Consider the following 23,974-nt stretch of genomic DNA (forward strand, 5'->3'; position numbering starts at 1 on the left):
ACTTCCCCCTTCCCCGGCAACTTCCGCTGCGTGCGCCCCCCGGTGCGTCATCACAGAAGGCATGAGATGATGCTCCGCGCGCAGGAATTGACCTGCTCACCCAGGTGCACCAGCACGAGCACCTGCTGCATGGTCAACCAGCGGTAGTCGGGGGGAAGCGCCAGTTCGACCCCCTCGGGAAGCCTCAGGATACGGTGCAGGTTGTATTCGCGGTAAAAACGCGCCCCTTCCTCGGCCTGGCGGCTCTCGTGGACCAGCGGAAAGCGGCCGGGTGCGGAAAACTCCCCGAACAGGAACGGCTTTTCCAGCTTCTGGTTCCCTTCGTAGTTCCCTTGCGTGAACTGGGCCGTGGGGGCGAGTTGCACCGTGGTGCGGTTGCCGGCCTCCGCCTTGGCCTGCATCAGAAGTTCCGTCCCGTCGGGCCCCTCGCGGAGCAGCAACCCGATGATCCCGGGGGCGGGATTTTCGATGATCGGCTGTCCCCATGAGCCCACCTCCCTGGTTTGCGAGGAGACCGTTAGCCCCACGATCCGGAAAAAGGCCCCGGATACGTGGGAGAAGTACCCCTTTTCGTCCAGGCGCCACTCCGTAAGATCGTGGAGGCCGATGCGCCTGGTCAGCATATGCGTCACGGCCCTGCAGTCGTCCAGCCACTGCAGCGTATCCCGCAGCCCCTCCCGCCCGGCTGTGGAAACCGTTCCCCCCGCGCTCCCGTCGCTGACGAGGCAGGCCAGGATGCTGCGCGTGCAGGCGTTTACCAGGTTGTCGCGGCGGATGAGGGTCGCGATCTGGCGCAGGGTCAGCCAGATGAACCCCTCGGGAAGTTCGACCGGCACCTCATCCCCCGCCACGATGATCATGTTGCGATTGGACTTGTACAGGAACCTACCGCCATCCTCGGTTTGCAGGCGGGCAAACAGCCGCCGGGCAGGGTCCGGCTCGATGAAGCGTTCGATGAAGAGCGGCCTCCCCCCGCCATGAGCTCTGGTGTAGTTGCTGTAGGTGGCCTGGACGGTCGGGGAGAGCTGGACCCCTCCCACGTTGCCCGGTTCTTCCTTGGCCTGGAGGCAGAAGTGGAGAGTGCCGTCGATGTATTTGGCCAGGATCCCGAGAATCCCGATTTCCGGCTGCTCGATGATCGGCTGGTCCCATTCCAGTTGGTGGTGCCTCACCCGGTGCCGGACGTGCACCCCCATCACGCTGAAGAAGCGACCGCTGTCATGCCGGATGTTTCCGCTCGCCGGTTCCCTGTGCCACCCCTGCACCGCGTCCAGTGGGACCTGCATGTTACAGAGCGAACATCTCTCGCGCGACGCGGCGACCCACCGGTCGACGAAGGCATCGTCGTGCAGGGCAAAGCCGCCGCTTCTCGAACCGGCGACCCCGGCTGCGTGGCCGGGCGAAAGGGTGACGCCTGCCGCGAGTATCGCGGCGCTCATATTAGCCGCCATTGCGGTCCCTCCTCGCGGCCCAGGTCTCCCTGACGATGAATTGCGGCTCCTGGTTCAGCTTGAGATAGATGCGCCCCACGTACTCGCCCACGACCCCCGTCGCCAGCAGCTGGACTCCCCGGAAGAACATGGTGATGGAGTTCAGCGATTGGATGTCGCTTGGGTCGTTCAGCATGGGTAGCCATCCCCGGATCAGCATGACGGAGACGGAGTAGATCCCCGAGAGGGTCAGGATCGCTCCCGCGATGGCCAGCAGGCGCAGCGGGATCAGCGAATAGCTCACGAAGACGTTGCCCCAGAGATCGATGAGCTTCTTGACTGTGTAACCGGACCTCCCTTCGCGGCGCGCGTCATGCCGCACCTCGACCGTGCCGATATTGCGGGTGCTGCGCAAGACGAGGGCATCGAGGTAGACGTTCGGGCTTTTGTGTGCGACGAGCTGGTCCACCAGGAAGCGGTTCATCACCTTGAAGCTCGACAGGTAGAGGTTGGCCGGCTTGTCGAGGGTGACGCGGGCAACCGTACCGTTGAGGTAGCTCCCGAGGTTGCGGAACCAGCTGTCGCTTTTTTTCGGGTATTGGCAGTAGACCACGTCGTACCCCTTGGCTATCTCGGCCAGCAGCTTGGGCACCTCCGCGGGCGGGTTCTGGAAGTCGTCGTCCATGACGACCACGTAGTCGCCGCGCGCCTGGTTCAGCCCGGCCATCACCGCGTTGTGTTCACCGAAATTGCGGGACAGGGAGAGATAGGTCACCGTCTCCGGCGATGCGACGTGAAGCTGACGACAGACGGCATCGGAGCCGTCGCGGCTGTAATCATTCACCAGCACGATCTCGAGCCGGTAATGGTCCTTTAGGTGAGAGACCAGGGCCTGGCACAGGGGCGCGATGGTCGTCTCGGCGTTGAAGACAGGGATGACGATAGATATGAGGGGCATGGCACTCTTTCACGCTGGTGTCCACGGGGGACGTGGCAAGACTTCCGGCACGCGCGACAAGGCACGACGGCTCGACCGCGCAGCTTCAAGCAGGCGGGACGGGGCGCACCGTGGGCGCAGGTATGACGCGACCCGGCCTTGTGACGGATGCCACAGGCGAAGGTGCAGTACACCGGCCGGTTTGGAAACGAGTCAGGGGATCAGCAGGAGGGTGGGGAACGACCGGGAAGGGTCGGCGTGCAGGGGCTCTCGGTATGAGCTGCCAGGAGCCCGGTCAATGCGACGAGGCGTCCGATCGGTTCGTTGAGGTTGTGGTGGTGGAATTCACCGTCGATGGCGTGGAGGGGGAAAGTATCGCTGCAATTGGATGCGGATGCCTGCTTCTGGACGCACAGGTTGAGGACGGCCCGCGGCTTGGGCTTGGGCCCCGGGGAACGGTCGAGGAGCGCGATCCTCATGCCTGCGAAGACCAGGAAGAAGATCACGGCGAACGCCGCCGCAACTTTTACCTTTCTGCTGTTCACCATCGGTCCCAGGGCTGGCTCCACAAGATCACGCCCCACCGGAATTTGGCTGACAGTTTCAACTGCAGAACAGGTAAGGCGACGCGAAACATAACGTGAAACGGGTCGACAAGTCAACACCAAATTAGACGAGACACATTCAAAAAAGTAGAACCCGCGCACACGGAGCGAGCCTGCAAAGCGAACAGGGATGAAGGGGATAAAAGGGATAAGGAAAGTGGTAAAGGGGGCTCCGGGTCGGATCCCCTTTTTTGTTGTGCCATCCCTTCGCCCCCCGGGAGAGGGGCAGGGGTGAGGGCGCCGCCACGAGGAGGATCTACCTTCGCGGCACCTCCCTCCACTGGGGGCACCCTCTCCCGGGGGAAGAGGGGTATCCAGGTAGGGCGGAGGATCTTACGCGCCGATCTTCAGAAAGTTCCTTACCCCGGTGAAGACGATCTGGGCGGCGAGGGCGGCGACGAAGAGGCCGGTCAACTTGCTCAGGATGGTGATCCCCTTCTTGCCGACGATGTGCTCGATGAACGAGGCGCAGACCAGCAGTATCCCGACGCAGAGAACCGCCATGGCGAGGGCGGCAAGCCCCACGAACACCTGCCAGTTGTGCTGCACCTCGGCGCCCATGACCAAAAGCGCGCCGGTGGTCCCGGGACCGACCGTCACCGGTATCGCCAGGGGCACCACGGAGATGGCGCCGCGCTTTTCGCTCGGAGGCGCGCTGTCGTCGCCGTGCACCATGTGCACCGCAGAGAGGAAGAGGAGGCTTCCCGCACCGATCCTGAAGGAGTCGAGCGTGATGCCGAACAGGGAGAAGAGGGTGTTGCCGAAGGAGTACAGGACGAAGCAGGCGACCAGGACGGCGAGGGTCACCCGCAGGGCCGTGGCGCGCCGCTCACCGGCGGTCAACTCGGGGGTCATGGCCAGGAAGGTGGAGAGCACGAAGAAAGGGGTGAGCAGGAAGAAGAACCTGATCCACACGGTGAAGAAAAAATCCGAATAAGCTTCCATCCTGTTACTGGTTCTCCTTTATTCGGACCTCCACGGTGGCAGCGTGAGTAGTCGGCATGGTCAAAGTTGTAGGGGCGAATAATTATTCGCCCCTACCGACACCCGCACGCTTACCCCCACAGGGAAGGTCCAGTTATTGCGCTATCTTGAGCACGATCTTGCCGAAGTGCTTGTCTTCTTCCATCATCCGGTGCGCCTCGACCACCTGGTCGAGGGGGAACACCTTCTCTATGATCGGCACGATGGTGCGGTCCGCAAACTTGGGCATCGCGCGGCGCACGAACTCGGCGGCGATCTCACCCTTCTCGGAAACCGGACGGGAGCGGAGCACGCTGCCGATGATCTGCTGACGCTTCACCATCATGAGCGCGAGGTTCAGCTCGGCCTTGATGCCGGAGATGACGCCGATGACGACCAGCCTCCCCTTGTACCCCAGGGAGTTCATGTTGGGGGCCAGGTACTTGGCGCCGACATGGTCCAGGATCACGTCGACACCTTTCTTGTTGGTGAATTCCTTGACCGCCTCGCTGAAATCGGGGGTCTCGCGGAAATTGATCACCAGGTCCGCGCCCAGTTCCTTGACGCGCTCGATCTTCTCCGGGGACGCGGTGACGATCAGCTTGGCGTTGGGCACCAGGGCCTTGCAGAGCTGGACCGCCGCGGTGTTGACCCCCCCGCCGCCGCCATGAAGGATCGCCGTCTGGCCGTCCTCCAGCCCGCCGATCATGAATACGTTGAGAAACGCGGTGATGTAGGACTCGCAGATGCAGGCGGCCTCTTCGAAGCTGACCGTATCCGGGATCGGCATCAGGTGGTTGGCGTAGGCCACGGCGTACTCGGCGTAACCGCCCCCCCCCACCAGCGACACGACCCGGTCACCCACCTTCCAGCCGCTGACGCCCGCTCCCAGTGCCTCGACGACGCCGGCCACTTCGAGTCCCAGGATCTCGGAGTCGCCGGGCGGGGGGGGATATTTCCCTTCGCGCTGCACCAGGTCGGGGCGGTTTATCGAGGTGGCGTGAACCTTGATCAGCACCTCGTTTTCCTTGGGAGCGGGCTTGTCCACCTCGCCCACCTTGAGCACCTCGACGCCGCCGAAACCTTCCATCAGTACCGCTTTCATGGCCTTCCTCCTGTATCGATTGAATTCATGGCGGCCGGGTGAACCGGCCGCGATAGTGTATACGCGCGCACACTATCTCAAAAATGTGCGCCGTTTATCAACGGAATTCTCTCAACGGGAGGGAAAAAATCAGCGGAACTTTATGGCGGTCCCCCGCGCGGTCATCTCGCTCTTGGGGAAGAAGATGAAGGTGTCCATCTCCACTTTCACTTCGGGAAGGATGACGGCATCGGCGCCGATCTTGGCCGCCTCCGCACGCAAGGCGTCGTTGGCCCAGTTGTAATCGGCGGGAGTGAGGTCCTCCCTGGCGCCGTAACGCACCCGGTGCACCTCGATGGTCCCCACTTTCTGATAGGGTCGCAGGAGTTCCTCCTGGGTCAGGATGGGGGGGGCGTCGCGCCTGTAAGCGACGTGGGTGCAACCGCCGCAAAGCACGGCGCTGAGCAGCAAAAGCAGAGCGAGGTGGTTTTTCAGTAGCCGCTTGGTCGCGTTCATGCACTCTCCCTATCAGGGGACGTCCCCCTTCAGCATTGTTCCAGGGTCACAGTTTAACTGCCATTTTCCCACTTTACAACACTCTTTTGGGCATGATAGTATTTCGCGTTTCATTCATAAACTGATCGGAAAGGAAGCAGATCATGTCAGGCCATAATAAATGGAGTACCATCAAGCACAAGAAAGGCGCCGCGGATGCCAAACGCGGCAAAATATTCACCAAGCTGATCAAGGAAATCACCGTTGCCGCGAAGCTCGGCGGTGGCGACCCGGATGGGAACCCGCGCCTGAGGACTGCTATCGATAAGGCAAAAGGCGAGAACATGCCCAAGGACAACGTCGAGCGCGCCATCAAGAAGGGCGTGGGCGGGATGGAAGGGGTGAACTACGAGGAGACCACCTACGAAGGGTACGGCCCGGGCGGCACCGCGGTGCTGGTCGAAGTCATGACCGACAACCGCAACCGCACCGTCTCCGACGTGAGGAGCACCTTCTCCAAGTGCAACGGCAACATGGGCGAGACCGGCTGCGTCTCCTGGCTCTTCGACAAGAAGGGGCTCCTCGTGTACCCGAAGAGCACCGACTTCGACAAGCTGTTCGAGGCTTCCATCGAGGCCGGCGCCGACGACGTGGTCGATGAAGAAGAGCAGTACGAGGTACTGACCGACCCGACCGCGTTCCACCAGGTAAAGACCGCGCTCGAGGCGGCAGGGTTCAAGCCCGAGTCCGCCGAGATCACCATGATCCCGCAGACCATGGTCAAGCTTGAAGGGAAGAACGCCGAGAACATGCTGAAGCTCATGGACCGTCTCGAGGACAACGACGACGTCCAGAACGTCTACGCCAACTTCGACATCTCCGCCGAGGACATGGAAAAGATGATGTAGCAAAAGCGTGTTGTTTTGTGGTACTAAGAGCGCGGGCATCCCCCGCGCTTTTTTATTTGAACCAAAGACAAAACTATTTGCCACAGAGAAAATCTGAGAACTTCTGAGAGAACCTAAAGCTGAGAGAGCCAACGGCTTTTGTCTCTACTCAAAGTCTTTGCCTTTCTCAGATTTCCTCTGATTTTCTCCGTGGCTAACGGTTTTAAGGTTTTGACCATGATCATTCTCGGCATAGACCCAGGCTCCCGCAAGACCGGCTACGGCCTCATCTCCAAACAGGGAAACCGCCTGATCCACATCGACAACGGCGCCATCTTCACCCAGAGCGCCAAGGACTTCCCGCAGCGGCTGGAAAAGATCTTCACCGGTCTTTCCGCCATCATCGCCGAGTTCCAGCCGGAAGTGGTGGCGGTGGAGAACGTCTTTCTCGCCAAGAACGCAATGAGCGCGCTGAAGCTCGGACAGGCGCGCGGAGCCGCCATCGTCGCCGCGGTCAACGTGGGGCTCCCCGTCCACGAGTACACCGCGATGCAGGTGAAACAGGCGGTGGTGGGGACCGGCCGCGCCGAGAAGACCCAGGTGCAGCAGATGATCAAGGCGCTCTTGAACCTCCCCGAGGTGGCCCAGGAGGACGCCTCCGACGCCCTCGCCGTCGCCATCTGCCACGCCCACTCCGCCGGCATCGGGAGTCTGTTGAAAAGCATGAGGTAGAGCCCGATTTTTCATTGTCAGTCCCGATTGGCGATGTTCTCCGTTAGTCCCCTCTCCCGCCGGGGGAGGGTGCCCGAAGGGCGGGTGAGGGAGGATTCGCTCGCTAATCCCCTCACCCTAGCCCTCCCCCAAAGGGAGAGGGGATGCTATCAGTTGTCCATTGAGGTTTAAATGATCGCCCTTCTCACCGGCAAGATCGCACACAAGGCCCCCGACTACGTCATCCTGGACGTGAACGGCGTGGGCTACCAGGTATTCATCCCCTTCTCCACCTACTACGCCCTTCCCGCCGAGGGGAGCACCGCGACGCTGCAGATCCACACCTCGGTCAAAGAGGACGCAATAAACCTGTACGGCTTCCGTACCCAGCAGGAGAAGGAACTGTTCCAGCTGCTGATCGGCGTCTCAGGGGTCGGCCCCAAGCTCGCAAACGGCATCCTCTCCAACAGCGAACCGGCGGAGCTTTCCGAATCGCTGGTGAGCGGCAACATCGCGAGGCTTTCCGCCATCCCCGGCATCGGCAAGAAAACCGCGGAGCGTCTCGTGCTGGAACTGAAGGAAAAGATGAAGAAGCTGGGGTTGGCGCCCTCCACGCCCGGCACCGCTGCGGCGCCGCCCAAACCGGAGGTCCGCGAGGATGTCCTCTCCGCGTTGATCAACCTGGGCTACAAGGAGAATGTAGTACAAAAAGCACTGGCTGAGCTGAAATTCCCCGAAGATGCCACAGTGGAGTCAGGTCTCAAACTGGCCCTGAAGAAACTGATGAAATAGTCACCTGCCGGAGCCCGCAGAACGTGCTCCGGCACTGGCATTTCCCTCCTCTAGATCCCATCCCCCCCCGTCAGAAAGAACCTCCCTTGTCTGCGCACTCTTTTTCACTTTTTTATGAGTGCCGCATTCCGCCATGCGATTGAATGTAATCCTCGATAGGATACAATTACCGTGATCTTTTGTTGACTTAGCATAAACTTGATCCTGGAAGGAAAAAACTATGCGTACGACAATGAGGACGGTGATGGTTTTCCTGATGGTTCTGGCTGTGCCTATGACAGGCATCTGTGCCCCAGCAAAGGAGCGTAGCGGATCGGTAACCTTTTCCATAACGCTCGACTCCCCCCAGCAGGCACAGAACGTCAAGATGTGGTTCCCCTACCCCACCTCGGACCTCAACCAGAAGATCGAGAACCTCCACTTCGACGGCAACTATGCCACCTTCACGCTATCCCGCGAGCCGCAAAGCGGTGCGCTTTACCTGTACACCGAATGGCGCGGGCCGCAGAAAGAGAGGCACCTGAACGTGACCTTCGACGCCACGGCGCAGGAGCGCAAGGTGTCGAGGCTGGTGGAGCGCCCCGCCCCCATCCCGGCGGAAGTCGCCAAGTACGTGAAATCGGAATTCTGGATTCCCTCCGACGACAAGAAGGTCAAGGCACTCTCGCACCGGATCACCGCCGGCAAGAAGGGGATCCTCAACAAGTCCCGCGCCGTCTATGACTGGGTGGTCGACAACACCAAGCGCGACCCGAAGGTGCCGGGGTGCGGCGTCGGCAACGTGCAGGCCACCCTGGCCGCCCGCAGCGGCAAGTGCGCCGACATCAGCACCCTCTTCGTCGCCCTGGCGCGCGCCTCCGGCGTTCCCGCCCGCGAGGTCTTCGGCCTGAGGCTTGGGCGCCCGGGACAGACCGACATCTCCAACGGGCACCACTGCTGGGCCGAATTCTACCTCCCCGGCACCGGCTGGGTGCCGGTGGACCCGGCCGACGTCAGCAAGGCGGTCCTGGAGAAGAACCTCAGCGTGGCGGCGGCCAAGCCGTATCGCGAATACTACTTCGGCGCGGTGGACGAATTCCGCATCGTGCTGCAAAAGGGGGAGCGTGGCATCGTCTTCACCGAGGGGAACAAGGAAAAGGTGAACTACTTCATGTACCCCTACGCCGAGGTGGACGGCAAGAGCCTCGACTACTGCCGCCCTGACACCTTCGCCTATACCGTGAAGTTCCGGGAACGCTGATCTCCCGTGCCGCGCGCCTGCCTTCCACACGACCGGGGACCACTCCCCGCCACCGCCCCAAAAGGGGAGCCCCGGGAGCCTTCATGCGCCTGAGCCTCAACATCTCCATCAACCTGATACTCCTACTGGTCATCCTGGCGCTCGGCAGTACCATCGGTTTTTTCTTCGTTTCCCAGCAAAGGGCGATCCTGCATGAAAACCTGTCACACCGGGTGGAGATGATAGGACGCCAGGTCACCAGCGACGTCTACACGCCACTGGTGGAGGGGGAACTGGGGCATGTCGCCCGCGTGCTCGAGTCGGCGACCGTTGACCCGGAAGTCGCCTTCGTCATGGTGAAGTCCCTGGACGGGGAGGTACTGGCGGCACGCTGGATGAAAGAGGTTACCGGAGGTGTGCAGGAATTCGATTTCCCGGTGCGGGCGCAGTCCAGGGAGAGCATGGCCCGCAGCGAGATGACGTTCGGCACGATAACCTCCATCGCCAGCGGGGGACCGGTCGCCATGATCGCCGTGGGGATCGACCTGGAACCGATCACCCAAAGGGAGCGGGCCCTGGTGATCAGGACCGCGTTGGCCGTGGTGCTCGGTTCGCTCATCGCCCTGTTCCTGGGCCTCGTCATCGTCCGCAGGCTGCTGAACCGCTCCATCACGCCGCTTCTGGACGGCATCCGGGAGATCACCTCGGGAGACTTCTCGAGCCGCGTCCATCAGGACCGCCACCGGGAAATCGCCGAAATCGGCGCGGCTTTCAACGAGATGGCGGAACGCTTCTCCACCACGCTGATCACCAAGCACGAACTGGAAGAGACCGTGGCCAGGCGAACCGTGCAGTTGCGGCAGGCCCTGGAGGATCAGATCAGGATTCGGGAAGCGCTCGCGGAGCGCGAGGAGCATATCCGGCTGCTGTTCAACTCGACGGCGGAGGCCATCTTCGCCATCGACCGCGGCGGGACCTGTACCTTCTGCAACCCCGCCTGTGTCAGGCTTTTGGGTTACGAAACAGCCGAGGAAATCATCGGCAACCACATGCACACCTTTCTTGGGCATGCCGCCTCCGATGGAACCGCAATGGAGGAGTACGAATGTCCCATCTGCCGGATGCTGGCCGCCGGTCACGGCAGCCATAACCTGAACGAGAACTTCCGCAAGCAAGATGGCACCGCCATCCCCGTGGAGTACTGGTCCCATCCCATCATGCGTGACGGGGAACTGGTCGGAGGCGTGGTCACCTTCCTCGACATCTCCCAGCGCAATATGCTGGAGAGACAACTGCTCCAGGCGCAGAAACTGGAGGGGATCGGCGTCCTGGCTGGGGGGATCGCGCACGACTTCAACAACCTGCTCACCGCGATCATCGGCGGCGCCGAAATAGCGCTCATCGACATCCCCGCCGAGACCAAGGGGGCCAGGGCCATCCACGGCGTGCTCGACGCGGCCACCCGGGCCGCCGACCTCACCCGGCAGATCCTCGCCTTCAGCCGGAAGCAGGTTCTCTCCATGAAGGAGTTGAACCTCAACGACGAGGTGCTGTCACAATCGAAGATGCTGCGCCGCCTGATCAGCGAGGACATAAAATTCCAGGTAAACCTCGCCTCCGACGATCTGTGCATCAGGGCCGACGCCGCGCAGCTGCAGCAGGTCCTTTTAAACCTGGCGGTCAACGCCCGTGATGCCATGGCACCCGGTGGGACCATCACCATAGAAACCACGGGGGTCGTGCTGCAGAAGTCGGACCGCTGGATCGAGGAGGGGATGCCTCCCGGGCGCTATGCCGTGATCTCGGTGAGCGACACGGGTTCGGGTATGGATGAGACGACCAGGTCCCGCATCTTCGAGCCCTTCTTCACCACCAAGGGGCCCGGCGAGGGGACCGGTCTCGGCCTCTCGACGGTGCATGGCGTGGTCAAGCAGCACCAGGGGAGCATCTCCGTGTATAGCGAGCCGGGCAGGGGTACCACCTTCCGAATCTACCTCCCCCGCATCGACAGGATAGAGGCTGCCCAACCGGCACCCGAGGCGGCCGCCATTCCGCGTGGGGAGGGGAAAATCCTGGTGGTCGAGGACGAAAAGGCGGTGCGCGACTTCCTGGAAAGCGCGCTGCAGGATCACGGCTACAGCGTGACCAGCGTGGCGAGCGGTCCCGAGGCGATGGAGGCGTGCGCCGGCACCAGCTTCGACCTGATGGTCTCCGACGTGGTGATGCCCGGGATGAGTGGCCCGGAGCTGTACCAGGCCATCAGGGAGCGGCAACCGCAGCTCAAGGTGATGTTCATTTCCGGCTACCCCGCGAAGTCCGTTTCGTTGCAGGACATACTCCAGTGGGACGCCCCCTTTCTAGCCAAGCCATTCTCCGCGAAGGTGCTTCTCGCCAAGACACACGAGCTGATGTCCTCCCCCGCGCCCGCCGGGCATGCCCCTTGACCTTTACCCTCAACTGTTATAATTTGGCTCCCTGCATTCGGGCGGCATGAGCCGCCGGCAAGGAGAGGTATGAGCCGCTTTATCAGCGCCGAGAGGTCCGAAGACGACCTTCTAGAAGCATCACTGCGCCCCCGAGCGCTGGCGGACTACGTGGGACAGGAGAAGGCGAAGGGGAACCTCGGGCTCTTCATCGACGCCGCGCGCGGCAGGGGCGAGGCGCTGGACCACGTGCTTTTGTACGGCCCGCCGGGACTGGGGAAGACCACCCTGGCCAACATCATCGCCTGCGAGATGGGGGTGAACATCAAGTCCACCTCAGGGCCCGTGATCGAGCGCCCCGGCGACCTGGCCGCCATCCTGACCAACCTGGAGCCGCACGACGTCCTCTTCATCGACGAGATCCACCGCCTCTCCCACGTGGTGGAGGAGATCCTCTACCCCGCCATGGAGGACTTCCAGCTCGACATCATCATCGGCCAGGGACCGAGCGCGCGCACCATCAAGCTCGACCTCCCCAAGTTCACCCTGGTGGGCGCCACCACCCGCGCCGGTCTCCTCTCCTCGCCGCTCAGGGACCGCTTCGGCGTCATCTCCCGGCTCGAGTTCTACACCCACGACGAGCTCGCCTTCATCATCACCCGCTCCGCGCGCATCTTCGGCATGGAGATCGCGCCGGACGGCGCGCTGGAACTGGCGCGCAGAAGCCGCGGCACACCGAGGATCGCCAACCGTCTGCTGCGCCGCGTGCGCGACTTCGCCCAGGTGCGTGCCGACGGCGTGATCACCCGCGCGGTAGCGGACCAGGCGCTGGCGCTTCTCGAGATCGACGACATGGGTTTCGACACCATGGACCGGGCCATCCTTTTGACCATCATCGACAAGTTCGGGGGGGGGCCGGTGGGGCTCGACACCATCGCGGCGGCCATCAGCGAGGAGAGCGACACCATCGAGGACGTCTACGAGCCCTTCCTGATCCAGAACGGTTTCCTGAACCGCACCCCGCGTGGACGCGTCGCCACCGCCGCGGCCTACAGCCATTTCGGCAGGATCGCCCCTGAGCCGCCGCAGGGAAGGTTGTTCTAGAATGCAGATGATCTTCGACTTTCCCGTCGTCCCGCGCTTTTGCTTCGAGAACTTCGTGGTCTGCGGCGGCAACAAGACCGCCTATCAATTCGCGCAGAGGCTTGCCAGCGGCAGCGACGCCGAGAACCTCCTCTACATCTACGGCCCCGAAGGCTCCGGCAAGACCCACCTGTTGACCGCCCTCTCCAGCACCATCGACGGCAGGTACTTCTCCTTCCGTGACGCCAATGCCCTTTACGGCAAGAGCCACGGCAGCGAAGGCCCCTCGCGTCTAGCCGAGCACTTCGCCGGCGCCAAGGCCCTCATCCTCGACGACCTGGACCTGCTGCCGGACCGCCAGGAGCTGAGGGTCGAGCTTTGGGAGCTGTTCAACGCCTTCTACGGTTCGGGAAGGAAAATCGCCATATCGGGTCTTACTCCCCCGAAGGAGCTGCCGCACCTGGACGGGCACCTGACCAGCCGGCTCTTGTGGGGGCTGGTGGCGCGCATGGACGTCTCGGACGACGAGTCCAGGCGCATGATCCTGAAGAAGCTCGCCGAAGACCGTCAGATGACCCTGCCCGACGAGGTGATCGACGAGATGCTCTTGAAGGTGCGGCGCGACATCCCGTCGCTCGTCTACGCGCTGGAGACCATCAACCGCACCGCCATAGCCACCAAGAGAAAGGTGAGCCTGAGGCTTGCCAAGGAAATCTTTAAAGGCAACTGACAAGGGGACCGGCTCCGCCAGGTGCCTGTCCCCCTTGCCTTTGAAGGTAACATGGCGGCAGCCGGAAGAGCCCTCACCCGCCCTTCGGGCACCCTCTCCCGGAGGGAGAGGGGACCACGGCCCAAGACGATGCATTCCACCATAAAAAAAGGCTTCTGCAGGGACGTGCCCTCAGAAGCCTTTTTTTGATGCAAAACGGCCGGCAGAGTGTCAGTTGTCCACCATCAACTTCCCTTCTTCGTCTCCAGCTCCTCCCACCGCCCGTACGCTGTGGCCAGCTCCGTCTCGAGCCTGCCGTAGTCGGCGGTGATGGCGGCGATGCCCCCTTCGACCGTGTCGTAGCGGGAGGGATCCCCCAAGAGCTCCTGCACCCGGGCGAACTCCTGCTCCAGCCCCTCGATGCTCCCCTCCAGCTTCTCCAACTCGATACGCTCGGCATAGGTGAGTCCCTTTTTGGGCTTCTCCGCCTTGGCCGCCTGGGCTTCCTTCTTCTCGACCCGCTGCGCCGATGCCGCCGCCCGGGCCGCCTCCTTGCGCTCGCGGTAGTTGGTGTAGTTCCCCTCGTAGAACACCACCTCGCCGTCCCCTTCGAAGGCCAATACGCCGGTGGCCACCTTGTCCAGGAAGAAGCGGTCGTGGGTCACCATGAGGACGCAGCCGGGGAAGGCGGCGATGGAGGCATCGAGCAACTGCAGGGTCGGGATGTCCAGGTCGTTGGTCGGCTCGTCCAGCACCAGCAGGTTCGAATCCTGCAGCATGAGTCTCGCCAGGATCAGCCGGCTCTTCTCGCCGCCGGAGAGACTCCCCACCGGCCGCCTGCGGTCCTCACCCGAGAACAGGAAGTCCTCCAGGTAGCCGATCTTGTGCCGCTTCTCCCCGTTGGCGGTGGTCACGTAGTCCCCTTCGCCGAAGAAGTCGTAGATGGTCTGGTTGGGATCGAGCACTTCGCGCAACTGGTCGAAGTAGGAGATCCTGGTCTTCTTGCCGACCACAACCCTCCCCTGGTCGGGCTCCTCCTCCCCCATGATCATCCTGATCAGGGTGGTCTTGCCACAGCCGTTGGGGCCGATCACGCCGATCCGGTCGCCGCGCTTCATGCCGAAGCTGAGCCGGTTGACGAGCTTTCTCTCCCCGAACCCTTTTGCTACGCCGTCGAACTCGAGTATGGTACCCCCGAGCCCCTCCTCGGTGTTGAAACCGATCTTGAGCTCGCGGCGCGCAGGTCCCGAGAGGGTGTCTTCGAGGGCATGGTAGCGGTCGATCCTCGCCTTCTGCTTGGTGGAGCGCGCCGGGGGACCGCGCCGGATCCAGTCGGTCTCGATGCGCAGCAGGTTCAAAAGGCGCGAGCGGCGGTTCGCCTCGCCCATGAGGCGTTCTTCGCGCAGCGTGAGGTAGGTGGAGTACCCGCCCTGGTAGGAGATGAGGGCGCCCCGCTCCAACTCCAGCATCCGGGTCACCACCTGGTCCAGGAAGTAGCGGTCGTGGGTGATCAGCATGACGGCGCCGGGGTAGGCCTTCAGGTGCTCCTGGAGCCACTGCGTGGTGTCGGCATCCAGGTGGTTGGTCGGCTCGTCCAAAAGCAGCAGCTCCGGAGCCTGCAGCAACAGCTTGGCCAGGGCGACCCGGCGCTTGGTCCCGCCGGAAAGCGTTCCGATGACCTGGTTCGGGTCGGGAAGCTGCAGGTGGGTCATCATCTCCAGCACGCGATGGTCGGTGTTCCAGCCGCCGTGATGCTCGATCCAGACCGAGAGTTCCCCCTGGCGGGCGAGCAGGCGGTCCATGTCGGGCGGATTGGCGGCCATCTTCTCGGAGAGTTCGTTGAAGCTCGCCATGGCGGCACGGATGGCGGTGAGGCCGCTCTCGATCTCGGAGGCGACGGTGGCGCTATCGTCGAGGACCGGCTCCTGGCTCAGGTAACCGACCGACGCCCCGCGTTTCATGGCGATGGAGCCGCCGTCGCGGTCCTCGGCCCCGGCGAGGATGGTCAGCAGGGTCGACTTTCCGGCGCCGTTGGCCCCGATCAGCCCCACCCGCTCATCCTCCCCCACGGCGAAAGTGACGCCGTCCATCAGGACACGGGAGCCGAAGCTCTTGGAAAGCCCCGTGATATCAACAACGTTCATAAAATCTCCACGCAGGCCGGACAGGAAGAGGTGCCCCCCGGTTTCCCTTGGAGGGGGGCTCTCTGTCTCCGAACTTGCCGACCGTAGCGCTCAGCGCGAAGGTCCGACCAACGGTTTTTAGAATTTCAAAAAGTCGGCGAGTTTGCCGAAGATGGCTGCCGGGCGGTACTTCTTGGGAATGGCATAGGTGCCGCTTTTCTTGACCGGAACCGTCATCTGCCCCATCGGCGTCTCAAGGTCGAGCCCGGCCGCCACCTGGTACGGGATCTTGTCCGGGTCAGGCTTGCGCTTGAGGATCTCCAGCAGGTCGGAATAGGTGATGCGGATCGGGATGCGGACGTCGGTCTCCTCGTTGGCGGGGAAATTGACCTCTTCACGCGCCCCCCCCTTGGCCAAGGGGAGCGCCATGATCTTGATGTCATAGCTGTACCCCTGCAGCTGCACGTCGAAGCTGTTGGTGTTTCGCACCTTGAGGTACAGTTCCATCCCCGCACCGGCCGGATCGACCGAGACCACGTTGAGATCCTGCACGGTGACCACGGGTGCGCTGACCAGCTTGCCGCACCCGGAAAGAAGAACTATCAGTGACAAAAGGCAGACTATTTTCCTCACAACTCTCTCCTGATAAATCGTGTCCCGAATAAAAAGCGGGCGGGCTCCCGAAAGAACCCGCCCACTATAGCACAACCGTAGCTCAAACAGCAAAAGGACTATCCGTTGACGGCGACCTGCTGCATCAGCATGCCCCTTTGCATCTCCCGCAGTATCTCCGTTCTGAAGCGTTTGCGGATCTTGTCATAGGCCCTCGCCGCCGGCCCGGTGCCGCAGTAGAGCCTCTTGGCGCGGCCCATGTTCCCCTTGGCCATGTCCAGCTTTTCGTAAAGCTCCTTCACGGCCGCTTCCGCGCACTTCTCGTCATCCCACATGTCCTGCGGGGTGTAGCCGTGGCTTTCCGCCCGCTCCGGCATCAACTGCCAGACCCCCAGGGCACCCTTGGTGGATACCGCTCTTGAGGAGAGCTTGTGTCCGCCTGTTTCCGCCAGAGCTATCTCAGCCAGGTCCAGCGGCGTGAATTTCGTTCCCTCTGTCTTCTCGTAGCAGATTTCCGCGAGCCACTTGGCCCTGGCAGGTGTAGTCCTGCGAGCGAAGGTGGCGTAGATGGCGGGAACCAGTTTCTTCCTTCCGTCGAGTTCTGCCGCCTTGGGCAGATCCATCTGCACGGCCGGGGGTGTCGCGGGGGATTTCTCTCCCTGCTTCTCGCTCCCCTCAGCCCAGGTCAGCAACGCCCGGTCCGACTCCGACACCGAGGGAGTCACCGGTACCTGCGCCTGCTGCAGGTGGGACTGGTCGCACGATGCGTTCATCAAGAGCACCGCGACCAGCAATGCAAGTTTTCGTTTCATAAATCGCTGTTGATATGGCTTTTGCCGGCTTTAGGTAGAGATACTAAATGTCGGTAGTGAAGCCCGCGCCAATCATCTCCTTTCATTGGAATCACATTGGCTCGTCGCCAATCTGAGGTTATCAGTGTAATCAAACCCGACAGAATTGCAAGCGATACATTAATTTTTTACAATCACGTCGAATAAAAAAGGAGCCCCGCCCAGCGGAGCTCCCCCACTAAAACCTCGAATTTTCTATATTAAAGCTGAACCCCCATAACATCGGCCACGGTATGGATGTCCTTATCGCCCCTGCCCGACAGACAGACGACGATGCTCTCATTGGCGGAAAGAGTCGGAGCCAGACGCAGTGCATGGGCGACTGCGTGGGAAGACTCCAGGGCGGGAATGATCCCCTCCTCACGGGTCAGCACCTGGAAAGCGTCCAGGGCCTCATCATCGGTGACGGAGACGTAGGTGGCCCGTCCGATCTCCTTCAGGTACGAGTGTTCCGGCCCGACGCCCGGGTAGTCCAGTCCGGCCGAAATGGAATGGGCATGGGCTATCTGTCCGAACTCGTCCTGCAGAAGGTAGGTCTTGTTGCCGTGCAGCACGCCGACGCTGCCGGCGGTAAGCGGTGCGGCGTGCTTGCCGCTGTCGATGCCGTAGCCGGCGGCCTCGACGCCGATCATCCGCACCGACTCGTCGTTGACAAAGGGATGGAAGAGCCCGATGGCGTTACTCCCCCCACCGACTGCTGCGACCAGGTAGTCAGGAAGCCGCCCCTCGGCCTCGAGGTGCTGCGCCCTCGCCTCCTGGCCGATGATGGCCTGGAAGTCGCGCACCATGACCGGATAGGGATGGGGACCGGCGACGGTGCCGATGATATAGAATGTATCCTCGACGTTGGTCACCCACTGGCGCATCGCCTCGTTCATGGCGTCCTTCAGGGTCGCAGTGCCGGAGCTGACCGGGTTTACCTTGGCGCCCAACAGCTTCATCCGGAACACGTTCAGGGACTGGCGGCGGATGTCCTCCTCGCCCATGAACACCTCGCACTCCATGCCGAAGAGCGCCGCGACGGTCGCAGTCGCCACGCCGTGCTGGCCGGCGCCGGTCTCGGCGATCACCTTGTTCTTCCCCATCCGCTTGGCAAGCAGCGCCTGGCCGATGGTGTTGTTCACCTTGTGTGCGCCGGTGTGGTTCAGGTCCTCGCGCTTCAGATAGATCTTCGCGCCCCCCATTTTCCGGGTCAGTTTTTCGGCGAAATAGAGCGGATTGGGGCGGCCGACGTACTGGCGCAGGTAGTAGGCGAACTCATCCCGGAACCCCTTTTCGTTGCGAAAATGGTTGTACGCTTGCTCGAGTTCGAGCAGCGCCGGCATGAGCGTTTCCGATACGTATCTGCCGCCGAAACGGCCGAAGTGACCACTGTTGTCAGGCGTGTCCAAAGTTGCCTCCGGTAGGTGTGTGAGGGGAGCATTATAGACTATCTGTCGATAAATTGCAAGCTTACAGAGCTTACCCCCCAGACAACCCCCGCCGTTACAGGCTTTTAGCCGTTTCTCTTTGCCTTATTTTTTGCTTTGAGCTACAAATATCACCTGTTCAAGAAGCTCGTTTTCGGGCTCGAAATTCGTCTCATCCTGTCCTTTTTTTCCTGTGACAGAGTCCTTTTTTGCTTCCTTAAAAGCCCCCTTTTCGAGGTCACCGATGTCCCTGCAACAACCATTTCACATAGTGCTGGTGGAGCCGGAGATTCCACCCAACACCGGCAACATCGCCAGGCTTTGCGGCGCCACAGGCACCATCCTGCACCTGGTCGGCAAGCTCGGCTTCTCCACCGACGACCGTTACCTCAAACGGGCCGGGCTCGACTACTGGAGCGAAGTCGACATCCGCTACTGGGACGACCTCGACGCGCTGCAGAGGTCCTTCCCGCAGGGGCGCTTCATCTACACCAGCAAGAAGGCGCCTAAAAGCTACCTCGAATTCGCCTTCCGCTCCGGCGATTTCATCGTTTTCGGAAAGGAAACCAAGGGGCTTCCGGAGGAGCTCATCGAGTCGAATCCGGAAACCGCGGTGCGGATCCCGATCATTGGGAAGGTTCGCAGCCTGAACCTCTCCACCTCGGCCGGCATCGTTCTCTACGAGGCGCTGCGCCAGACCGGCGCGCTGGACGGTGCATAGTCAGTAAAAGGGAAGACGCAGGATTACCCCTCCCCTGCCCGCTCCCGCACGTGGACGGGGAACGAAGCATAAGGAGAACGCATGTTCGAGGAGAAAAGCGACGCAGGTTACCAGCAGGTGCTGCCGGGGATCCGCCAAAAAACCCTGGTGCATGGCGAGAAGACACTGATGGTGGAGTTTCTCCTGGAGAAGGGGGCGCTGCTCCCCTTGCACAGCCACCCGCACGAACAGACCGGGTACCTGGTGAGCGGCCGGATCAGGCTCAGCATCGACGGTGACAAAAGGGAGCTGCAGCCGGGGGACAGCTGGTGCATCGCGGGGGGAGCACGGCACAACGCCGACATACTCGAGGATTCCGTGGCCATCGAGGTGTTCTCCCCGGTGCGCGAAGAGTACCTCCCCTAGCCTTTTCAGCCGAACTGGTAGATCACCACCGCGAAACTCACCGCCGTTACTGCGAACGCGATCAGCGCGAGAAGACCGTCACGCGAGATCAGGGCCAGCCCGAAGGCGGAAAGGGCGAGGCCGGCGCCATGCGCGGAGAAGGGAACCAGTTCCATCATCGGCATCACTACAGCTATCGCCGCGCATACGAACGAGATGAGGTAGATGCTCCCACCCCTGATCAGCGCGGGCAGCCGGGGACGCAGCCACCGGTCGATGAAGCGCGCCACGGGAAGCAGCCACCGGATCGCCTTGTGCACCTTGTCCTGCGCGAGCGAGCGCCGCAGCAACCACTTCGGCAGCCAGAAGTGATCCCGGCGCAAAAACAGTTGCATCGCGATCAGCAGGATGAAGACGCCGGTGGCGGTCGGCACTCCCGGCATGCCGCTCAGCGGCGAAGCGGCGATCACCCCCACCATGAGCAGCAGCGGCCCGAAGGAGCGGTCACCCACCGAATCCACTATTTTCCCCAAAGAGACACGTCCCTCGTTGTCCCCCGAATCCCCGATCCGGTCGAGCATCTCCTGGAGCGTGGTGATATCTCGAGCCATGCAGTACCTCGCGGGTGCCACCGCAACAGTACCGGCACCCTTTCCGCAACACCCACGAAGATTACATTGGAGCACACCAATGTCAAGATTGTGCGACTCCGTCAGTGTCAGTCAAAAAACGTATACATATCAGACAAATATAATGTACCCCTCGCCTTGACTGGGACAGATGCCTCGTTATATTCATGCTGCACATTTTCACACAATGAGGAGGAAGAGATGTCGACCAGGGATAACCTTGCCGAGGCGTTCGCCGGAGAGAGCCAGGCCAACCGTAAGTATCTTGCCTTCGCCAAGAAGGCCGAAGCGGAGGGGCTACCGCAGGTAGCGAAGCTGTTCCGCGCGGCGGCGCACGCCGAAACCGTGCACGCTCACGCGCACCTGCGTGCCATGGACGGGATCAAGAACACCGTCGAGAACCTGAAGGAGGCCATCGAGGGAGAGGGGTTCGAGTTCCAGAAGATGTACCCGCCCTTTGTCGAACAGGCGAAGCAGGAGGGGCATCGCGCCGCCGAGAACTCGTTCAAGTTCGCCTTGGCGGTGGAAGAGATCCATCACGACCTGTACCAGCAGGCCCTGGCTGCGGTACAAAACGGCGTCGATCTCGCCGACCGTGCCGTCTACGTCTGCGAAGTCTGCGGCAACACCGTCTATGACGAGGCGCCCGACAAGTGCGCCATCTGCATGGTCCCGAAGGACAAGTTCACCAGGATCGCCTAAAGGCAAGGCGCCGCCGAAAACGGCGGCGCCCTTTCAACAGCCTCAACGCAAAGGCGCGAAGCCGCAGAGACGCAAAGAAAAGGATGTGCGGGGTAAAACCTCCCCCCCCCCCCCTTTCTTTGCGGCTTCGCGGCTTCGCGTTTTTTCGTCAGTCGCCCTGGACTTATAGGGTCACGGGTTTCTGATGCTCACCCGCCCCGGCGTCGCCCAGTCGTTGTGCCCACCTTCTATTTCCCGGAACACCGTGCCCGGCCTGCTCTCCGCAAGGCTCTTGGCGAACTTCTCCGGGATCACCTCGTCCTGCCTTGCACCGAAGATCTCCACCCTCCCCCGATACCCCTTGAGAGCCTTGATGTTGTCCCAATCGTCGGAGAGGAGCAGGCGCACCGGCAGGAAAGGGTAGTGGTACTGCCCCACCCGGTGCAGCTTGTCAAACGGCGCCACCAGCACGATCTTGTCCGGCGGAGGTTCGACTCCCGCCAAAGCGCAGGCTGGACCGCTCCCTATCGATTCCCCAACGATACAGACCGGTGTGGCCGGATAGTGCTGCCGGAGCAGAAGGTACGCCTGCCGTGCCGCCCGGTCCAGCGTTTCTTTGGAAGGGGTACCGGGGCGGCGGCCGTAACCCGGGTACTCCAGGATGTAGACGCTGTCCTCCAGGGAAAACGAAGGGAGCGCGTAGGCGCGGTCGGTCGCCTGCCCGCCGTTTCCGTGCAGCATGAGCCAGACGTTTCTGGGCGCGGGAACGGGACGGGCGAAGCCGAGCAGCTCCCCCTGATCGCGCCACGGCACCAGTCCGTTGCTGCGGTCGTGGTGGGTCGGGAAATAGAGCAACTGTCGCTGCCAGGCTGCCGCGCTCAACACGATAGCCACCAGGCAGACCAGCAATAATACGCCAAGCCGTCCCACGGCATCCCCCTTAGCCGTTTGGCATGGTGAAGTAGACGGTCGCCCCCTGGTCGACTACGCCGTTGGCCCAGACCGTACCACCATGCCGCTCCACTATGCGCTTCACCGTGGCCAGGCCGATACCGGTTCCCTCAAACTCGGCGCCGTGCAGCCGCTGGAACGCCCCGAAAAGCTTGTCCTGGTAGGCCATGTCGAACCCGACGCCGTTGTCCTTGATGAAAAAAGCGTCCGCACCGTCATGCCGGCAGCACCCGAACTCGATCCGTGCCCGCTCCCTGATGCTCGAGTACTTCCATGCGTTGCCGACCAGGTTCTCCAGCATCAGTTCCAGTAGCAGCCGGTCGCCCTGCACCTGCATCCCCGGCTCGATCAGGAGGTCCACCCGCCGCGCCGGTTCGGCGTCCTGCAGCTTGCATCCGATGCCGAAAGCGAGATCGCTCAGGCTCACCGTGGCCTTGTTCAGCTCGGAGCGCCCGATGCGCGAAAGCTCAAGCAGGTCGTCGATCAGGTCCCCCATCCTCTTGCTGGACGTGCGGATCCGCTCCAGGTACCCACGCGCCTCAGGTTCCAGGGCAGGGCCGAACTCCTCGAGCAGTATCGCCCCATAGCTGTTGATGTGGCGCAACGGACCGCGCAGGTCGTGGGACACGGAATAGCTGAAGGCCTCCTGCTCCTTCATGGCGGCTTCCAGCCGCGCCGTCCGTTCTGCAACCCGCCGCTCCAGATCTTCGTTCAAAAGCCGCAGTTCCTCCGCCATGCGCCGGCTCTGCGTGACATCTCGCGCGATGCCGAACAGGCCGACGACCTGTCCCTCCTTGTTGTGCAACGGGCCCTTGATTACCTCCAGCAGAATGCGCTCCCCGTTGACGCCATCCAACTCCCACTCCAACGTATGCGCTTGATTCCCCTCAAGGACCTCCCGGTCCATCCGCAGGACCTCGAGCGCCACCTCCGGAGGAAACAGAGCGTGGTCGTCCCGCCCGAGCACCTGTTCAAGCGTCTTTCCCGTCATCTGGCACGCCCCCTTGCTGAAAAGGAGATAACGCCCGCTGACGTCCTTTACGAAAACGGCGTCAATGGTGCCATCGATGACAGAGTTCAGCAGTTCCCTGTTCTGCAGCAGTGCCCCTTCCACAGCGCTGCGCTCCACGATCACGCGCTGCAGTTGCTCGTTGACCGAAACCAGCCGGTTTCGCTCCTCTTCGTAATTTCTCAGCAGCGTCCACAGCATCACCGCGCACGACAAGGCCGTCACCGCGAATCCCACGATGTTGTCGGAGACACGGTCCTGTTCGGATCTGAACGGGGTGGCCCACTCGGGGAACCGTAATTCCAGGGCCATGAGGGCTACGCCGTCGATCACCGTGAGAAGCAGCGGCAGCCACCGGGCACGCCCCCTGAAAAAAATGGGAAGGTACATCAGCAGGCAGAAGAAGTAAAAGGGGAGGCTCCCTTCCGACGCACCGTTGGGAAACCAGATCAGGTTCAGCAGGGCCATGAACAGGAAGAAGAGCGATTTCGTGTGGTAGCGCCCCTTGCACGCTTCGTTCAGAAGCACCAGGGAGAACGTCCCGAAGACGGCGACACAGACGTTGATGTAGATGGGGAGGTGTTGCAGGTAGTTGGTCGGTATAACGAGAAAAAAAGAGGCGGCGGCGGCCATCGTGCACAACAGCACGAAAAGGTGCTGCTCCATGGTGCAGCCCCCCCTGCTCCATATGCAGGACTTGAACCTCGCTATGGGCGATCCAATCTCGCTCATGTGTCACCTCGTGCGCTGCCGGGAACGGCAGCGAAAACCGCCGGGGGCTAAAAATAACACATTAGCTCAAGCTGATAAAGATGTTTTTTCGCCCCTGCAACAAGGAGAAGGACAGCTGTGACAGAAAGGAGGTTGTCCCGGGAAAAGAGGAGCAGGTGAGCCCCGGTCAGCGCCCCCTGGATCGGGTCATCTTGCGGAATATGACGAGTTGCGCGGTGATGTCGACGGCGAGAACCGCGGTAGTGAAGTATAAAAGCCACCCGATGCGGTCGAAGTAGGCCAGGCAGTTGAAGAACATGTACAGGGCCACCACGAAGGAGAGCAGCCTGCGTATCCCCCCGACCGGTCCCTCGCTCCCCTCCTCGCTCCCCTCCTCGCCGCTTCCCATCAGCGCGGCCAGCGCCGGTGCGGCAAGGTACCCGATGGTGGCGTCTATAAAGGTCAAAAAGATGTTGGCCACGAAGGCGTAGGTGAACAGTTCCATATCACTCCCATCGGCTTAAGCCGGCTGGGCCAGAAAGTAAGGCAATTCGG

Annotated in this window: 24 protein-coding genes; 10 read left to right on the forward strand and 14 right to left on the reverse strand. The window is 61.9% G+C overall.

Translation table 11 applies throughout. The features are described from left to right. Window positions 1-50: 50 nt before the first annotated feature. The 6 genes from KP001_RS11420 to KP001_RS11445 form a co-directional block, all read right to left on the reverse strand. Window positions 51-1,451, reverse strand: coding sequence for an NDP-hexose 2,3-dehydratase family protein (locus KP001_RS11420; protein WP_217285771.1), 1,401 nt, complete (start codon window positions 1,449-1,451; stop codon window positions 51-53). Next, the gene (locus KP001_RS11425; protein WP_217285772.1) at window positions 1,441-2,388 is read right to left on the reverse strand and encodes a glycosyltransferase family 2 protein; all 948 of its coding nucleotides are present in this window, start codon (window positions 2,386-2,388) and stop codon (window positions 1,441-1,443) included. The genes KP001_RS11420 and KP001_RS11425 overlap by 11 nt, the downstream gene beginning before the upstream one ends. Before the next feature lie 200 nt (window positions 2,389-2,588). Further along, the gene (locus KP001_RS11430; protein ID WP_217285773.1) at window positions 2,589-2,915 is read right to left on the reverse strand and encodes a hypothetical protein; all 327 of its coding nucleotides are present in this window, start codon (window positions 2,913-2,915) and stop codon (window positions 2,589-2,591) included. 390 nt (window positions 2,916-3,305) lie between these two features. Then, window positions 3,306-3,917 carry a MarC family protein gene (locus KP001_RS11435; RefSeq protein WP_217285774.1) on the reverse strand — a complete coding sequence of 204 codons (612 nt, stop codon included), beginning with the start codon at window positions 3,915-3,917 and terminating at the stop codon, window positions 3,306-3,308. 133 nt (window positions 3,918-4,050) lie between these two features. Further along, window positions 4,051-5,040, reverse strand: a complete 990-nt coding sequence (locus tag KP001_RS11440) for an NAD(P)H-quinone oxidoreductase (protein WP_217285775.1) — start codon at window positions 5,038-5,040, stop codon at window positions 4,051-4,053. 129 nt (window positions 5,041-5,169) lie between these two features. Beyond that, window positions 5,170-5,535: a hypothetical protein gene (locus tag KP001_RS11445; RefSeq protein ID WP_217285776.1), complete on the reverse strand. Its 366-nt coding sequence runs from the start codon at window positions 5,533-5,535 to the stop codon at window positions 5,170-5,172. A 143-nt stretch (window positions 5,536-5,678) separates the two neighbouring features. Here KP001_RS11445 and KP001_RS11450 point away from each other — a divergent pair, with 143 nt between their 5' ends. The 7 genes from KP001_RS11450 (at window position 5,679) to KP001_RS11480 (ending at window position 13,359) form a co-directional block, all read left to right on the forward strand. Further along, entirely contained in the window at window positions 5,679-6,422 is a 744-nt protein-coding gene (locus KP001_RS11450) for a YebC/PmpR family DNA-binding transcriptional regulator (protein WP_217285777.1), read from the forward strand. Between the two features lie 216 nt (window positions 6,423-6,638). Beyond that, complete coding sequence (ruvC, locus tag KP001_RS11455) at window positions 6,639-7,133, forward strand: crossover junction endodeoxyribonuclease RuvC (protein ID WP_217285778.1); 495 nt, start codon at window positions 6,639-6,641, stop codon at window positions 7,131-7,133. 171 nt (window positions 7,134-7,304) lie between these two features. Next, a complete protein-coding gene (gene ruvA, locus KP001_RS11460; protein WP_217285779.1) occupies window positions 7,305-7,904 on the forward strand; it encodes a Holliday junction branch migration protein RuvA in 600 nt (199 codons plus the stop codon). Window positions 7,905-8,124: 220 nt separating this feature from the next. After that, window positions 8,125-9,144, forward strand: a complete 1,020-nt coding sequence (locus KP001_RS11465) for a transglutaminase-like domain-containing protein (RefSeq protein WP_217285780.1) — start codon at window positions 8,125-8,127, stop codon at window positions 9,142-9,144. A gap of 83 nt (window positions 9,145-9,227) precedes the next feature. Then, complete coding sequence (locus tag KP001_RS11470; protein WP_217285781.1) at window positions 9,228-11,567, forward strand: ATP-binding protein; 2,340 nt, start codon at window positions 9,228-9,230, stop codon at window positions 11,565-11,567. 69 nt (window positions 11,568-11,636) lie between these two features. Next, entirely contained in the window at window positions 11,637-12,650 is a 1,014-nt protein-coding gene (ruvB, locus tag KP001_RS11475; RefSeq protein ID WP_217285782.1) for a Holliday junction branch migration DNA helicase RuvB, read from the forward strand. Between the two features lies 1 nt (window position 12,651). Next, window positions 12,652-13,359, forward strand: a complete 708-nt coding sequence (locus tag KP001_RS11480) for a DnaA/Hda family protein (protein WP_217285783.1) — start codon at window positions 12,652-12,654, stop codon at window positions 13,357-13,359. A gap of 224 nt (window positions 13,360-13,583) precedes the next feature. On the opposite strand, the gene KP001_RS11485 is transcribed toward KP001_RS11480, so the two are convergent. The 4 genes from KP001_RS11485 to trpB form a co-directional block, all read right to left on the reverse strand. Beyond that, window positions 13,584-15,482, reverse strand: a complete 1,899-nt coding sequence (locus KP001_RS11485; protein WP_217285784.1) for an ABC-F family ATP-binding cassette domain-containing protein — start codon at window positions 15,480-15,482, stop codon at window positions 13,584-13,586. Window positions 15,483-15,599: 117 nt separating this feature from the next. Then, entirely contained in the window at window positions 15,600-16,094 is a 495-nt protein-coding gene (locus KP001_RS11490) for an LEA/WHy family protein (protein ID WP_217285785.1), read from the reverse strand. A gap of 98 nt (window positions 16,095-16,192) precedes the next feature. Further along, window positions 16,193-16,885, reverse strand: a complete 693-nt coding sequence (locus KP001_RS11495; protein ID WP_217285786.1) for a transglycosylase SLT domain-containing protein — start codon at window positions 16,883-16,885, stop codon at window positions 16,193-16,195. Between the two features lie 239 nt (window positions 16,886-17,124). Continuing rightward, window positions 17,125-18,315, reverse strand: coding sequence for a tryptophan synthase subunit beta (gene trpB, locus KP001_RS11500; RefSeq protein WP_217285787.1), 1,191 nt, complete (start codon window positions 18,313-18,315; stop codon window positions 17,125-17,127). A 262-nt stretch (window positions 18,316-18,577) separates the two neighbouring features. Here trpB and KP001_RS11505 point away from each other — a divergent pair, with 262 nt between their 5' ends. Further along, window positions 18,578-19,054, forward strand: coding sequence for a tRNA (cytidine(34)-2'-O)-methyltransferase (locus tag KP001_RS11505; RefSeq protein ID WP_217285788.1), 477 nt, complete (start codon window positions 18,578-18,580; stop codon window positions 19,052-19,054). An 81-nt stretch (window positions 19,055-19,135) separates the two neighbouring features. Further along, entirely contained in the window at window positions 19,136-19,459 is a 324-nt protein-coding gene (locus KP001_RS11510; protein ID WP_217285789.1) for a cupin domain-containing protein, read from the forward strand. 5 nt (window positions 19,460-19,464) lie between these two features. Here the strand turns inward: KP001_RS11510 and KP001_RS11515 are convergent, their stop codons facing one another. Then, on the reverse strand, window positions 19,465-20,049 hold the full coding sequence (locus tag KP001_RS11515; protein WP_217285790.1) for an exopolysaccharide biosynthesis protein: 585 nt from the start codon (window positions 20,047-20,049) through the stop codon (window positions 19,465-19,467). 219 nt (window positions 20,050-20,268) lie between these two features. Between KP001_RS11515 and KP001_RS11520 the strand changes: the two genes are divergently transcribed. After that, the gene (locus tag KP001_RS11520) at window positions 20,269-20,769 is read left to right on the forward strand and encodes a rubrerythrin family protein (protein ID WP_217285791.1); all 501 of its coding nucleotides are present in this window, start codon (window positions 20,269-20,271) and stop codon (window positions 20,767-20,769) included. 171 nt (window positions 20,770-20,940) lie between these two features. Here the strand turns inward: KP001_RS11520 and KP001_RS11525 are convergent, their stop codons facing one another. From KP001_RS11525 to KP001_RS11535, 3 genes are all read right to left on the reverse strand, one after another. Further along, complete coding sequence (locus tag KP001_RS11525; protein WP_217285792.1) at window positions 20,941-21,678, reverse strand: alpha/beta hydrolase; 738 nt, start codon at window positions 21,676-21,678, stop codon at window positions 20,941-20,943. Between the two features lie 10 nt (window positions 21,679-21,688). Next, window positions 21,689-23,440, reverse strand: coding sequence for a sensor histidine kinase (locus KP001_RS11530; RefSeq protein WP_239027761.1), 1,752 nt, complete (start codon window positions 23,438-23,440; stop codon window positions 21,689-21,691). A 166-nt stretch (window positions 23,441-23,606) separates the two neighbouring features. Then, complete coding sequence (locus KP001_RS11535) at window positions 23,607-23,924, reverse strand: hypothetical protein (RefSeq protein ID WP_217285793.1); 318 nt, start codon at window positions 23,922-23,924, stop codon at window positions 23,607-23,609. Window positions 23,925-23,974: the final 50 nt, after the last annotated feature.

Source organism: Geomonas subterranea, assembly GCF_019063845.1.
In the GTDB taxonomy this organism is placed as follows: Bacteria; Desulfobacterota; Desulfuromonadia; order Geobacterales; family Geobacteraceae; genus Geomonas; species Geomonas subterranea.